13 protein-coding genes are annotated in these 13,631 nt (G+C 50.3%); 1 reads left to right on the top strand and 12 read right to left on the bottom strand.

Annotated elements, in window-relative coordinates:
* The first annotated feature begins 265 nt into the window (after positions 1-265).
* Positions 266-379, top strand: coding sequence for a paeninodin family lasso peptide (locus WFJ73_RS19585; protein WP_015842861.1), 114 nt, complete (start codon positions 266-268; stop codon positions 377-379).
* A gap of 88 nt (positions 380-467) precedes the next feature.
* Here WFJ73_RS19585 and WFJ73_RS19590 read toward each other — a convergent pair whose 3' ends face one another.
* From WFJ73_RS19590 to WFJ73_RS19645, 12 genes are all read right to left on the bottom strand, one after another.
* On the bottom strand, positions 468-2,270 hold the full coding sequence (locus WFJ73_RS19590; RefSeq protein ID WP_336774649.1) for an ABC transporter ATP-binding protein: 1,803 nt from the start codon (positions 2,268-2,270) through the stop codon (positions 468-470).
* Positions 2,267-3,475: a nucleotidyltransferase domain-containing protein gene (locus WFJ73_RS19595; RefSeq protein ID WP_336774650.1), complete on the bottom strand. Its 1,209-nt coding sequence runs from the start codon at positions 3,473-3,475 to the stop codon at positions 2,267-2,269. Before WFJ73_RS19595 ends, WFJ73_RS19590 begins: the two co-directional genes overlap by 4 nt.
* 24 nt (positions 3,476-3,499) lie before the next feature.
* Positions 3,500-3,943, bottom strand: coding sequence for a lasso peptide biosynthesis B2 protein (locus WFJ73_RS19600; protein WP_336774651.1), 444 nt, complete (start codon positions 3,941-3,943; stop codon positions 3,500-3,502).
* Positions 3,944-3,950: 7 nt separating this feature from the next.
* Positions 3,951-4,244 (bottom strand): lasso peptide biosynthesis PqqD family chaperone, encoded by a 294-nt coding sequence (locus tag WFJ73_RS19605; RefSeq protein WP_336774652.1) that lies wholly within the window; start codon positions 4,242-4,244, stop codon positions 3,951-3,953.
* The gene (locus WFJ73_RS19610; protein ID WP_336774653.1) at positions 4,241-5,170 is read right to left on the bottom strand and encodes a hypothetical protein; all 930 of its coding nucleotides are present in this window, start codon (positions 5,168-5,170) and stop codon (positions 4,241-4,243) included. Before WFJ73_RS19610 ends, WFJ73_RS19605 begins: the two co-directional genes overlap by 4 nt.
* An 86-nt stretch (positions 5,171-5,256) precedes the next feature.
* Positions 5,257-6,405, bottom strand: coding sequence for a glycosyltransferase (locus WFJ73_RS19615; protein ID WP_336774654.1), 1,149 nt, complete (start codon positions 6,403-6,405; stop codon positions 5,257-5,259).
* Positions 6,402-7,595, bottom strand: coding sequence for a glycosyltransferase family 4 protein (locus WFJ73_RS19620; protein ID WP_336774655.1), 1,194 nt, complete (start codon positions 7,593-7,595; stop codon positions 6,402-6,404). Before WFJ73_RS19620 ends, WFJ73_RS19615 begins: the two co-directional genes overlap by 4 nt.
* A complete protein-coding gene (locus WFJ73_RS19625) occupies positions 7,592-8,782 on the bottom strand; it encodes a glycosyltransferase family 4 protein (RefSeq protein ID WP_336774773.1) in 1,191 nt (396 codons plus the stop codon). Before WFJ73_RS19625 ends, WFJ73_RS19620 begins: the two co-directional genes overlap by 4 nt.
* A 28-nt stretch (positions 8,783-8,810) precedes the next feature.
* The gene (locus WFJ73_RS19630; RefSeq protein ID WP_336774656.1) at positions 8,811-10,160 is read right to left on the bottom strand and encodes an oligosaccharide flippase family protein; all 1,350 of its coding nucleotides are present in this window, start codon (positions 10,158-10,160) and stop codon (positions 8,811-8,813) included.
* 13 nt (positions 10,161-10,173) lie between these two features.
* A complete protein-coding gene (locus WFJ73_RS19635) occupies positions 10,174-11,325 on the bottom strand; it encodes a glycosyltransferase family 4 protein (RefSeq protein ID WP_336774657.1) in 1,152 nt (383 codons plus the stop codon).
* On the bottom strand, positions 11,300-12,727 hold the full coding sequence (locus tag WFJ73_RS19640; protein ID WP_336774658.1) for an O-antigen ligase family protein: 1,428 nt from the start codon (positions 12,725-12,727) through the stop codon (positions 11,300-11,302). Before WFJ73_RS19640 ends, WFJ73_RS19635 begins: the two co-directional genes overlap by 26 nt.
* Complete coding sequence (locus WFJ73_RS19645; RefSeq protein ID WP_336774659.1) at positions 12,703-13,629, bottom strand: glycosyltransferase family 2 protein; 927 nt, start codon at positions 13,627-13,629, stop codon at positions 12,703-12,705. The genes WFJ73_RS19640 and WFJ73_RS19645 overlap by 25 nt, the downstream gene beginning before the upstream one ends.
* Positions 13,630-13,631: the final 2 nt, after the last annotated feature.

A 13,631-nucleotide genomic window follows, 5' to 3' on the forward strand; every position in this document is an offset into this window, starting at 1 on the left:
GCCTTTCTTCCGGCAAACGCAAAAAAGCACCGTAAAAGGCGCAGTTTACCTGCGGCCTTCTACGGTGCTTCCGTACGTGAGCCAATTCCATTTATTGTATAAATATTACCACCTCGTCCAAATGCCCGTCAACTAAAATTGTTTAAAAAGAAAGAAAAACATTTTCGTTCATATAGATACATTTTGTATCAATTGTGTTATAATTAGAAACGTAATGTATCTCATACATAGGGAGATACTTCAACATGTGAGAGGAGGTGACAGTATGAAAAAAGTATGGGAAGCGCCAACTTTGGAAGTGCTTGACGTAAAAATGACTTTCGATGGTGATGTAGAGGTTAACTCTGTTACAACATTCCACGGCAGCCACAGACAATAATTCTGTTCACCTCCTATAACAAGAAACCCGTCTCCAGCGAGCTGGAAACGGGTTTTTTACATTCCCTAAACAACAAAAAAGCCAACGCTTAAGCGTTGGCTTCGGTCTGGTAGCTTAACAGCTTCCTGAACGTTCCGCGCGTTTCCATCGACAGCTGCATATAGCCGCCTTGCTGCACGATTTCACCATTATCCAGCACGATGACCTGATCCGCATGCCGGATGGTGGACAGCCTGTGGGCAATAACGATGATGGTCATTTTACCCCTCAGCCGGTCCAGCGCATCCTTGATCTGAACCTCATTTTCGCTGTCGAGCGCGCTGGTCGCCTCATCCAATACCAGGATGGAAGGCTTCTTTAATACCGCCCGAGCGAGCACAATCCGCTGCCGCTCTCCACCGGATAAGCGAACACCACGATCTCCGATAATGGTATCAATCCCTTCCGGTAGCTTGCGGACGAATTCGTCCGAAGAAGAGAATCGGAGCGCCTCCCACATCTGATCTTCGGTGGCATACGGAACAACAAGCTGCAGGTTTTCGCGCAAAGTACCATGGAACAGGAAAGGCTCCTGCGCTACATAACCGATAGAATGCCGGTATGCCAATAACTTTTCTTCGGTAAGCGGCTTGCCGTCTACAAGAACTTCTCCTGCTTCCGGCTCGATTAATCCCATGAGCATGTCTACGAAAGTGCTTTTGCCGGCTCCGGATTTCCCAACAATCGCAGTCATTTGATTAACCGGTATCGAAACATCTATGCTTCGCAATGCAAGCCGCGAGGAAGACTTATCGTAGCGATAGCTTACATTCGCGCAAGTAATGCTGTCTTTTATCCGAAGAGGCTCTATCTGTCCGGTATCCTGCAACAGAATCGACTCCCGTGCATTCCGGCTCTCCTTCTGCAACTCGGTCAGCACCTGCATCGCGGGAAGCTGCGACATCATCCGCTCCAGACTGGACTGGATCGTAATAAACCTCGGCCACAAACGGGTAAAAATGAGGACAACCAGCAAAAGCTGCTCAGGTGCGACCTTCAGAAGCTTGATCGAAACGTAAGCAAAAACGGCAATCAGAACAACGGAGGAAGCCCGGTATAGAAATTGGGAATTGGCATACACACGGTATGCTCTTACGTAGTTCGCCTCGATCTTCCCGCACAGCTCCATAAACTTGCGGATATGCGAGTGCTCAAGCAGATTGCTCTTCAAATCCTTGATGCCGTTGAAATGATCACTCAAGCCTGCAAAATAGCTCTGAAACAGCTTGGTGGATTCCTTCCCCAGCTTGGCGGATTTCCGCACAAACTTCCGCGAAATCAGAGATAGCAACAGCCCACTGGCTATAATAATAGAAGTAAGCGTTGGGGACAGCCACATCGCAAAGCCAACCTGGATCAGGGTAAAGGCAGCTGCCGACACTAACGACAGCAGCATGCTGATGCCGTTGCTTACCCGGTTAAGCTCAGTAGACAATACCTGATTAAAGTCGGAATTTCGGCGATTTAAAAAGAACTCCCACTTGGCCTTCAATAAAGATTCGTGTGTCTCGATTCTTAACTTTTTAATATAACGCTGTTCGATTTGTAGGCCTAATATCATTTGATTCCGCTGCAGCAGCGCCTGCCCTCCTACGAGCAGAACATACAGAAGAAGAATGATTGGCAGATTAAGCGGTATGCGGGATTGCTGCAGCTTCTCCATCGCGGATGAGATAAAAGGAATCGCGCCAACATCCATATCAAACGCGCCAATCAAGCTAAGCAGCGGGATGATCAGGAAGATGCCGATTCCCTCAAGGCAGCTGACAAGCAGCATTAACAATAGATGGAGATACAATTTGTTGCCGGAGGAAGAGTAAAGCTTGCGGACTAAATGGAGCATCTCTTTCACGAAGAGGCCTCCTCTTTAGGCGCCTGCCGCTTCACTTGCCTCCAGAACCATAAGAATGGACGAAGGGGAAAGTATAAAAAGTGCAGCGACCTCGGCAAAGGCAGAACGCTCCTGTCTTTCGAGCTTGGATACAGCTTGTTGGTCACGTAAAGCAGCTTCTGCCGGGGACTCATCGTTGCCAGCAAATAACGGTTGAAAAGCACCGCAATGTCTTTGCGCTCCGGTTTTGGATACAGGATTAGTTCCTCCCGGATAAAAGGAAGCACCATTCGCGCAAGCCGCATTGCTTTGGGTTCAAGCGTCATCGCATGAGCCTCCTCCGGAAGCAGGGTTCCAAGCAGCTGCGTAGCCAGCAAGAACGCCTCTCCTCCTAGCATTCGGCTTCCGCTTTCGTCGAACAGCTGGTTTGTTCGATTCCAATTCAGGAATTGATTCATCATCCGGTCTATATCAAGCAGCCATTTCAGGGATGACCAGCCATGCCGCGTTCCATGCAAAACCAGATACACCAGCAAGTCTTCATTGCCCAGCGTAAATACCGATTTGTGCAAGGGACTCGCCTGCCGGCGCGCCCACAGCTCTTCAAAGGAAGGTTCGGTCACGGTATCCGGATTAAGGCTCCAATGCAACTCCACTTCAATACTTTTCTCCCGATGGACGTAGGAAACATGATGCGTTTTTCGTTCGGTATTATTTAGTACCTCTTCCTCTTCATACTGCTCCGCAAGAACGTAACCGGCTGACAGCAATTGCTGCACGCTGGCGTCCCAGTCCTGCTTAGCGACCAGAATGTCCAGGTCACCGGAGGTACGTCCGGAGACATCGCCGTACAGCATGGCGGCAAGCACGGGACCTTTCAAAAATAAGGACCGGACTCTCCGATCATTTAGCAGCCCGTTAACGCGTTCCATTTCCCCGCGCAGCTGAAGCATCATCATCGTATTGCGCGTATATAGAGCCCGCAATCTGGCCATGACGAATTCCGGCGTCCATTGCTGCTTCGCATTGAGTTGAACAAGCAAAGGATAAAGGATCGGATAAGTCTCGTGATAAACGACAAAACGGAGAAATAACGGCCAATCCAGTTCATGGGCGAGCAGTACAGCCTCTTCCGCTTCCAATTTATTGTCACTGCGCAGCAATCGCAGCAAGAAACGCAGTTCGTTTGAAAAAGAGCTACTATCTAGCACCCAAGGTTGGCTCATCTCTATTCTCCCCTTGCTTGTTTATCACCTCAGCACTTTGCCAAAAATGCCAACGACGGTGTAACGATCCATAATCTCCGCACCGGTCACCACATGCGGCCCCGTTCGGAGCCAAGCATGCGCGCTCATGGTTCCTTTGTCATTTTTCATTGTTCCAAGATACAAGGTGCTCTCGATCCGGCGCTTCTCCAGCATGTTCATGCAGGCAATGGCCATCACGAGACATTTGCTCTCCCACAACGTATACCGGCTCATAATCCGTACAGCCCGGGCAATGTTGCGGATAAGCTCAGTCTCCTCCTCGGGATCCGAGAAAGAAGTCTCTTTCATCGCAATGCCAAGTTTGGGAGCCGTTCTCGCAAAAGGAACCGCCTTCATAATACGCGCCTTGCCCAGGTTCACGAAGGCTTCCAGAAGAAGCAGTTTAAACGCTCTATCGGAAGCCAGAAATTTTCGCAGCCGTCCCATATAATCGTCACGCCCCCGCGTTGACAATAAGACCCTGTTCCGCTAGCTGCTTCAGGAAAGAAGCCACTTGATTCACGCAAATTTCTCTTTCAATCTCGTACTCCAGGCAAAGCCGGCTTACGATCTCTTCCAGCGTTGTTGGAGCGGCGAGCAGCTCCCAGATCTCTCCGCCCGAATGTCCCAGATTAAAATATTTGCCGTTCTGAATGCTCATCATCACTTTTTCGCCGCCCATATCGCTCACAAGAAAGCCTTCCGCCTGAACGATACGTTCATGAATCAGCACACTGGATTGACTCATAATGTAATCATCTCCCTTTCTCTCACGGTATGTAGAATTTGACTGACCAGCTCCGGTGCCGTATATCCGGCAGACGGCCGCTTTAATTGATAGAACGGAATAGCCAGCGCCACTTTGGTTCCGAAGGTAAACAGCCATTGCTCCAGCTTCATTTCCTTTAACACGCGGTCAAGAAACGAATGATAACGGAACAGCTGCACCCGCTGCAGCGGCGTTAGCGGATGAATTCGAACTTGAGGGATATCCGCTTTCTCCAGTTCGAATATACCTGCGAGCGGTATAGGCTCTTTGTGGAACAGGTCCGTAACAGGAACCGCGTATTTATCGTAGTCTTGAAGGATTGACCGGTAATCCGACGCTTCGCGCTGTAAATATTCCAGACTTTGACGCCAAAGCTTTTGCTGCGGATAACCGGGATACGCCGTCAGCTCGTTTGTCTTCTCGTTCATCGCTACCGCAACAATGTCGTCGCTTAGCAGCTTGTAGCCCGACTCCATAAAAGCGGCTCCGAGCGTAGACTTTCCAGCGCCGCAGTCGCCAAGAATGGCATAAGCCTTGCCGTCAATCACCACGCCGCCTGCGTGCATCGGTACAATTCCTCTGCGGACGAGCAGCACGCTGCAGCATGCGCCAACAATATATAGACGGAATTGTCTTGGGTCCACTTCTTTTAGAGGCATCACCTGAATGAGGTTATATAACACGCGGTAATAGGCTACACCGGGAACATAGATCAGAACCTGCTCCCCATCCGCCCAATTTCGTCTATCCGGCTCCCAATTCGCAACATAGCCGCTTAAATCGGCATAAGTAATCCAAGCATCAGGCTCAGATCCGTCATCTATTGCGGTAAGCATCTCCGGCAATTCGATTTCGCTTGCGAGCCGTAAACCGTAGGCTGTATACATTCGCTTGCTATGCTCCATATTGGATCTCACCTATCCTCTTGTTTGATACTAATTGTATCAATATAGACCTGAAAAATCAACAAAATGTAGCAGAATAGGGTATGCTAAGAACTTGCATGCACGCCTGCTTCCACACCGTAATGCTGGAGGCTGCTGCCTAAAGGATCAATCGCGCTTTGCAGGCTGGATAACAGCCGCTCAATAAAGTAACGCTCATTAAAGGATTCCGCATGCTTCCGAATTAATCCGGGATCCCACTCTTTGGTCTCAAACTCCCGCAGGGCTTCCATTAATGATTCCGTCGTCTGTTCCTTGAAAAACATGCCGTTTACACTGGCCTTGATCGTATCAAGCGCACCGCCTGCCTGGAAAGCGATAACCGGCCTGCCGCAAGCGTTCGCCTCCAGAGGGGTGATCCCGAAATCCTCCAGCCCCGGAAACAATAAAGCCCGGCAATGCTGCATATAGCTGGCTACCTCTTCATCGCTCCGTCTTCCGAGAAACTGTACGTTTGAACTTGAAAGGCCCTCTAGCCGATGCCGGTCATCTCCGTCTCCGACAATCAGCAGCTTGAGCCCAAGACGCGTGCAGGCTTCAACCGCAATATCAATTTTTTTATACGAGACAAGCCTGGAGACAACAAGGAAATAATCTTTAGGTCCATTCTCGCTCACGAAGAAACGGTCAACCTCAACCGGAGGATAAATGACGGTGGAATCAAGCCCATAGAACTTTGAGATCCGCCCTTTTACCACGCTCGAATTGGCGATTAGCCGATCTACCTGCTTCGAATTCGCCTTATCCCACAGCCGAAGCGGATAAGTAAGCCACTTGGCAATCGTTCGTCGCGTCTTCGATACATTCACGTTCTCGATATAACCGTCAAAGTTCCAGGCAAACCGCATAGGGGAGTGGCAGTAGCATAAATGTACGGCGTTGCCCGGCTTCCGAATTCCTTTCGCATAAGCGCTGCTGGAGCTCACAATGATATCGTATCCCTTGAGATCGATAGACCTGACCGCAAACGGATAAAGCCAGAAGTACAGCTTGAAGTCCCGTAAAATATTTGGGATATGCTGCATCCAGGTTGTTCGGATATCTGCCGTTCGCAGCTCGGGAAGCAGTTTTTCGCGATCTACGATCGTCGTATAAATCGGAGCGTCCGGAAACAGCTTGTGCATAACGCCGACAACTCGCTCCGCTCCCCCCATTTGATTCAAATAGTCGTGTACAATGGCAATCCGGTAATTCATTTCGCCACCCCCTTAGTTTGCTGAAGCCCTTTATTTCTTCCCGTTTTCTCCCGCACCATTTGAGCGTATACGTGCTCCGTCTTGGCGGCGGCCTGCCCAATTGAAAAATGTTCGTTGACCCGTTCAACGCTATTTATGCTGATTTGCTTGCGCAGCCTGTCATTGTTCAGCAAGGAGCGGATAGAGTCTGCAAGCTGGGGAATATTGCCGCTCTCGTACAACAAGCCGCTTCTTCCGTGCTCGATAATCTCGCCTACTCCTCCGCCGCTGGTCGCAATAACCGGTGTTCCCTGCGCCATTGCTTCAATAATAACCCTCCCAAAAGGCTCATTCTCGGAGCATAGGAGCAGCAGGTCCGAAGCGCAGCATAACTGATCCACATCGTTCCGAAAACCTGTAAAACGGATATACCGAGTGACGTTTAATTCGTCGGCCAGACGCTTTAGCTCCTCGAAATAAAGCATGTTCTCCTCGCGGAACTTCGGCTCTCCGACAATCCATAAATAATTCTCCTCTCCCTGTTGGATTAAGGCATGCAGCGCCCGAATCGCATCCTCCTGCCGCTTCCACGGCGTAATCTGACCGATTATAACCATAACCCTGCCTCCTGCAGGCGTATCTAATTGCTGCCTAAGCTCTACCCGGTATCGCTTTTTCTCCAGTTCGGAGTAATGGCTGAGAACGGCACCGTTATGAATCAGATGCACGGGCCCCGAAGAATTGCCGAATCCCACTCTGACAGGCTCGGAAATCGCAATAAACGCTTGAGCTGCTCTCGCGGCGTACATCCGGATCAATTTGCCGACAAGTCCTTTCGGCGGGTTATCGTGGAGATGCCAGACCACCGGTATTCGGTGACGCCAGTAGAATAGAGAGGCCATCATCCCTGCACGAAGCGAATTTGCATGTATAATCTCCGCTCTGCCTGCCATGGCCGCATTCGATAACTGTTTCCCGGCCCCTATCATTCCTACAATCCCGGCTGCCAGCCGCAAAGGATTGCGGGATAGTCTGGCATTATAACTTGGCAAGGCTATCGCGGCTAGCCCCGCCGCGCGAGCACGCTCCAGCAGCTCGCCTTCCGGAGCCATAATCGTTACCTCAGCCCGCTGATAATGCGCGGCAGTAACCAGCAGATTAATTTCCGCCCCGCTTACGGAGCTGGTATGGTTATAATAGGCGATTCTCATCCAAACGCGCCTCCCCTTCTCCGTTTCTCCTGCGCCTCCTTGAATACGTCCGTAACCGCAGAAGTCACGGTACTCCAGGTATAATGCTTAAGCACATGGCTTCGGCAGTCTTCCCGCGTCGGCAAAAAGATCTTCCCTCCCAAGGCGTCAATCAGCTTGCCGCCGATAGCTTCCGCTGTTCCTTCCTCGAAAAGGAGCTCCGGGGAAAATCGGCTTAGGATTTCTTTGGTACCTCCGTATGGCGTTCCGAACACCGGTGTTCCGCATGCCAATGACTCAATCGTGACAAGACCGAAGCCTTCGAGCGTAATCGTAGGAACAATGCTGTAATCCGCTGCCTGATACCACTCGACAAGCTCTTCATTGGATACTCTGCCAAGCATCTTTACGTGGGCAGACAAACCTAGCTTCTCAATCTGCCTTTCATATTCGCTCCGCATCGGACCATCTCCCGCAATAAACAGCAATACTTCAGGATGATGGTCTGCAACTAATCTCATTGCCTCGATCAGACGGTCTATTCCCATACGCCGTACAATTCTGCGCGCGCAGAAAAGAAGTCTTTGATCCGCCTTGATTCCAAGCCTATTCCTCAGGCCCTCCCGGTCCGCATGGGGCTTGAACCTTTCATGCTCCACGGCACCCGGTATAATATGTATTTTCCGGCGGTCTACGCCGTAGTGATCCGTTAAGATATCGCGGAAATATTCGCTTAGCACGATAAAGCTGTCCGAACGGCGGTATGTGACCTGCTCGACCTGCTTCTTCATCAAATACCGGGCTTCCCGGAATAAAGCGGAGCGGCCGCCTTCCTCGATTTTAGATTCCATCGCCCAAGGCCCGTGAAAATGGGTCACGATGGGAATATGATCCGGCAGCGCCTGCCGGGATATCATCGATGCGTAAAGAGCGAAATGCGGATTAAACACGTCGGGACGGAATGACTCCAGCGCCTCCAGCGTATACTTGCGCACCGATCTTATCCGGGCCAGCAGGCCACCTTCCCCATGATCAACCGTGTTGGCCACGTTCAGGCTGGTCTCCAGCTTCATGCCCGGATCCGCGACTACCAGCCCAAGCTCTGCATGACCGTGTTCCCGGAGAGCCTGGTTATAATCCACAAAATAACGGTTCAGCCCCCCGGGCTGCAGTTCGTTCCATCCTAATCCGGTCGTCAGAACTTTCATCGGAATCACTCTTTTCTGTCATCCTTATTTATCCGCTAATCGCCTCGTTGCTTTCCTTATGTCTCGCGCCCCTGTTCCTCAGCATTTCTTTCATCCATATCCAGTCTTCCTTATCATAGAAGAAAGAGGACCACTTCAGCTTCATCTCGTAGGAATATAGGATCAAGATAAGCAAGAAGTTAATGAATGCGGATAGAAGCAAGGAGTAGGCTGCTCCAATAATACCCATGTAAGGTGTAAAGATATTAATAAACAAAGCATTCATGAAAAGGGATAGTACCTTCAAAAGGGTCGCTCTTCCGGGTTTGTCCGTGGCCATGTAACCTTGTGCCAGCGTCCAGGTTGCGCTTGCGACAGCCGTGCTCAGGACAAGAACCCGAAATACCGGGATTGCCCCCTCGTAGGAGTGACCGTACAGAATGAGCAAAGCGTAAGGAGCAAGAAGAATAACCGCGGCAACAAAAACCAGCGTAATAACCGTACTAATTCGGTACACTTTAAGCGTCAGCCTGATCGCTTCCTCCCGTTGCAAGCCCGACGCCTGCGGGAACAGGACGGATACGACAGAGGATTGGATGACGTCCAGCATTTTCGCCAGACTGAGTGCGACTAGGTAGATCCCTAGACTAGCCGGGGAAAGCAGACCTACAACCAGCACCTGATCGATATAATATGATAACGTGCCCGCCAGATCCGTACCGTAAGAGCGGATCCCGTATTGTACAAGCTGCTTGGACGAGTCAATAATATCCTTCTGTTTAATCGAATAGATACGGAGCAGCCTGATCATTGTCCACAGCGTTATCGGCAGTGTTGGCGCAAGATAAGCAGCCGAAGAATAAAATGAATTGACGTGTCCGGAGACAACCATGAGACCAAGCAGGACAAGCGTTATAATATTAGGCAGGTATCGGATCCGGTTGTACAGCCGGTATTCCTCTCTCGCCTGCAAAACGGCATTGTTAATAACACCAAGAAGACTAAACGGAATCAGGATCAAAGCCCAGCATGCGAACTCGACTTTTCCCGGGGAATAACCCTTCATCCATTCCGGAAGAAAAAACAGCCCGCCTATCGTCGAGAAAATTCCGAGAGTGAAGCACATCCACAGTGAGGCGACGTATAGGGAGCCCTGTTTGCTGCCCGTTTGCTTCATGTAATACACGATCGAAGAAGGGAGGCCAAGCGTTACGACATAGGACAACAGCTGCGGCCACATAATCATGGCAGCCTGTTCTCCGCGTCCTTCCGGTCCCAAGTATCTGGCAACAATAATACCCGTCAGCATGTTAAGGACGAGAATAAAAACATTGGAGGCAAAAATTTGCGCCATATAGCCGAAGCTATCTTTCCGTTTCAATACATTTAATAGGGCCATTTGCGGCTTCCTTTCACGGTTCTACAAGAGGCACAGACTTGCGGATGGCTGCTTCCTCCAGTAATCGTACGTATTGCTCGGCCATCCCCGACCAGGAATGTTGAAGAGCGGCTTTCCTTGCATCAGTGCCCATCCGCTTTAACCGCTCCCGGTGACCCGCTAAGCTTCGGATAGCTTCCGTCAAGGCTTCAGTATCATCCGGATCATCGATTCCTATTGCGAATTCATCGGTAAAGAGTTCGGATGCCCCGCATATCCGGCTAGCAATGACCGGCGTGCCTGCCGCCATCGCCTCGAGCAGGACAAGCGCAAAAGGCTCATAACGGGAAGGATAAACAAACATATCCGAAACCGACATCCAATCGGCCATATTGGCTCGGTAGCCGAGGAACCGTACCCTATCCGCTACTCCAAGTTCGGCAGCCATTTTCGGATACGGGCTTCCCGTCGTATCGCCAACGACCAGCAAATGGACATCCTGAACATGGCCTAGAGCCTTAATGACGGTATCCAGATTTTTACGTGACGACTTTATATCGCCGGCAAACAAGGCATAGAGCTTATCTTCGTCAAGCTGAAGCTCTGCGCGCGTTGCCCGGTCCGGATAGAATTCCTGCAGATCAACGCCGTTCCGTATAACCGCAATACGCTCTCCGCCAACACCCGCATCCTGGATCAGCTCCTGCCGAACCCGATCCGAGACTGCAACAACAACGGAGGTACGTTTCATTGCATTTTGTTCCATATAGCGGTTCAGCCCCGTATAAATCCATTGATACAAGGAAGAAAGGCTTTTGCGTTCCCGGTAAGGATGATAGCGTGATGCCAGCCATGCGCTGTGAACGAAATGAATGCAATTAATATCTGATTTCGCATAAGTCACAAAACCATTCGCAACGATTAGATCGAGCTGCCCTTTTCTCAGTAACAATTCGAAGGTCGTACGGACAGCAAATAACTGATTGCGGAGCAGCTCGCTAGGCAATCTGCCTGCGGAAACCTTTCTCCATTCCACCTGCGGATGCCTCACGAGGTCATCCGACAGCTCGGAAGCGATAATCATAACTTCGTGTCCCTGTCTTAGAGCTTCAAGAATAACCTCGTAATTGACCCGGCCTTGTCCATCGCCTTTTCTCACCTTATGGGTGACGAAGCAGATTTTCATGATTCTCCTTCTCCCCCCTCAAGAAAATCATAGATACGAGAAACCATAAGCAGGCCCCGCCGCTTCCAGGCAGAAAATTATTGCTCATAAGCAGTACACCGGCGCCTGCCATCGAAGCAAATGCGAGATGGTAATACTGACTTGATTTTTTCTCCCTTTTCAAAGCAAGAACGGAGAGATAGGCCAGGAACCCGAGAAAAGCCAGCCCTCCCGGCAAGCCAAATGTATAAAAGATGTTTAGGAAGCCATTATCGAACACCTGCATCGCGTTTTCATTCAGCTTGGCGCTAAGCCCCGTACTGCCCAGGCCGTTGCCCATTGGATTAACCGATATCGAATCCAGAATGAATGTCGAGAATGCAAGACGGTCGTTATAGGAGACATCCTCATTCAAATTGCCGAAAGTATCGAATCGGTTCGTAATCGTCTCCGCGCCGGGCAATCCCGGCAAAATAAATTGATAGCATAAGAACAGCACGACAAGGATTGCGAGCAGCTTGAATTTATGGGTAGACTTGGCTTGCAGGAAATAGACGAGGATCATCGCCGCAAGCGCAATCCAGCTGCTTCGAACTAGCGTAAGCAGAAACCCGAAAGCGACAATAACCATTCCAATTAGCCCTAATGCCCGCCATTTTTTGTTCATGGTCATAACAGCAAGAGCAAATCCGAAAAAAACGCCTGCCGGGCCTGGCGAGTTCAGCGTCGAGAACACCCTTACCTTAAGCGGCTCAGGCTTTCCGATCGACAGCATCTCCGAATGAATCATCCAGAACTTATCCCAGGGCGGGATAAGGAAATATTGATAGATGCCGTACAATGCCACAAGAACGGCAATATAAGTAAAGCCTTTGAGCAGCCAGTCCCTGGTCTGGCTTTGGAACGGGCTGGCATTTACGTAAGCAATAATGAGAAGCGGAGTAGCATAGTTGATTAGATCGAAGCTGGCGGCAATTCCGCCGTATTGAATGATGCCGATCAAAAATCCGTAGAGCAGAACGGAGAGGGCGATCGTTTCGATCCGTAGTACCGTTTTCGACAGCTTCCTGAAGTTTTTGATAATCGGGATCAGCATAACGAGGCTTACAAACAAGGGGGCAGTAGATAAGATCGGTGTTTCACTGTAAGCTCCAAAGCTCCAATCGAGCAGACGCCTCAGTTCGGGATAGATGGCCCATACCGCCAGCAGATAGGGCAGGTATAGGGCCGGCTTAACCTGCTGGATAAACCATCCCATCAACGTGAGGGCCATAACAATCGAAAGCTGCCACATGCCCGCAAAATAATCATGCATGGCGGCCAGGTAGCCAATGATCAGCACCATAAGCAATACGGCGATAATACTAATGCCCTTGAGCAGGATGACTCGGGTACTATCTAAGAGTTTGACCACGTTTTCCACGTTTTCCAACCATCCCATCTGCCCGTGTATGTCGTGCGCAATTTCCGGAAAGCGGAAATGCCTTCACGCGGAACCATTCGAATCATTTGCAACAACCCGGGAGAAGGGCTGCTGCCGACGAGCATACTGTAGAGTAAATAGACTGCTCTTCGGAATGTACCCGAATGCTTCAGGATGATGTAGGTTTCATTATGCGCCATATTGATACATGCGGTTTCGTTAAAGGTATTCCGCTTGTCCTCATCAAATCTTTCAGCAGGGTAATGGTTGACGCATACGCTTGGGTCGTAAAGGACGCGCCAGCCTCCCTGTTTCACGCGCAGACAGATGCCAATTTCCAAGTGAACCTGAGCGCCGCCGCCTTTGAGCCGGTCGTCAAATTTGATGGAACGGATTGCCTCCTTGCGGAAGCTCATATTGGCCCCTTTCAGGATATCGACCTCTCTGGCCTTTCCGATTCCGATATGATGATTGCCGGACATCCTCCCAAACCAATACAACTTTCCGACATCCTCAGACTGACCGTATTCCAGCTTGCCGGAATGATAGACCCAGTCCTTTCCTCCAAGAGCCCCGAGCCTGGGATCCGTGCCGTAATGTTTCTCGATTCGTTCCAGCCAATCCGGATATGCAACCGTATCGTCATCCGTCATGACAATGATGTCTCCGGAAGCTTGCCCGAAGCCTTCGTTTAATGCCGCCACCGCTCCCGGCTTATGTACAATGGCCTGCCTCAGCAGTTCTGAAGGATACCCGGAGAGGAATTCAATCGTTTCCTGATCCGAATCCCTTGCGACAACAATGATTTCATCCGGCAGCCTCTGCTGGTTGAACAATCCTTCCAAGCCCTTTTTCAAGCTGCTTACGCGCTTATAGGACGGGATGACGACACTGATCTTCATGA

The organism is Paenibacillus sp. MMO-58, from assembly GCF_037146255.1.
Classification (GTDB): Bacteria; Bacillota; Bacilli; order Paenibacillales; family Paenibacillaceae; genus Pristimantibacillus.

Coding starts and splice junctions, on each gene's coding strand:
- WFJ73_RS19645 (WP_336774659.1), bottom strand. CDS start 13,629: ATGAAGATCAGTGTCGTCATCCCGTCCTATAAGCGCGTAAGCAGCTTG.
- WFJ73_RS19605 (WP_336774652.1), bottom strand. CDS start 4,244: ATGAGTCAATCCAGTGTGCTGATTCATGAACGTATCGTTCAGGCGGAA.
- WFJ73_RS19630 (WP_336774656.1), bottom strand. CDS start 10,160: ATGGCCCTATTAAATGTATTGAAACGGAAAGATAGCTTCGGCTATATG.
- WFJ73_RS19595 (WP_336774650.1), bottom strand. CDS start 3,475: ATGAGCCAACCTTGGGTGCTAGATAGTAGCTCTTTTTCAAACGAACTG.
- WFJ73_RS19635 (WP_336774657.1), bottom strand. CDS start 11,325: ATGAAAATCTGCTTCGTCACCCATAAGGTGAGAAAAGGCGATGGACAA.
- WFJ73_RS19625 (WP_336774773.1), bottom strand. CDS start 8,782: ATGAAAGTTCTGACGACCGGATTAGGATGGAACGAACTGCAGCCCGGG.
- WFJ73_RS19615 (WP_336774654.1), bottom strand. CDS start 6,405: ATGAATTACCGGATTGCCATTGTACACGACTATTTGAATCAAATGGGG.
- WFJ73_RS19610 (WP_336774653.1), bottom strand. CDS start 5,170: ATGGAGCATAGCAAGCGAATGTATACAGCCTACGGTTTACGGCTCGCA.
- WFJ73_RS19620 (WP_336774655.1), bottom strand. CDS start 7,595: ATGAGAATCGCCTATTATAACCATACCAGCTCCGTAAGCGGGGCGGAA.
- WFJ73_RS19585 (WP_015842861.1), top strand. CDS start 266: ATGAAAAAAGTATGGGAAGCGCCAACTTTGGAAGTGCTTGACGTAAAA.
- WFJ73_RS19600 (WP_336774651.1), bottom strand. CDS start 3,943: ATGGGACGGCTGCGAAAATTTCTGGCTTCCGATAGAGCGTTTAAACTG.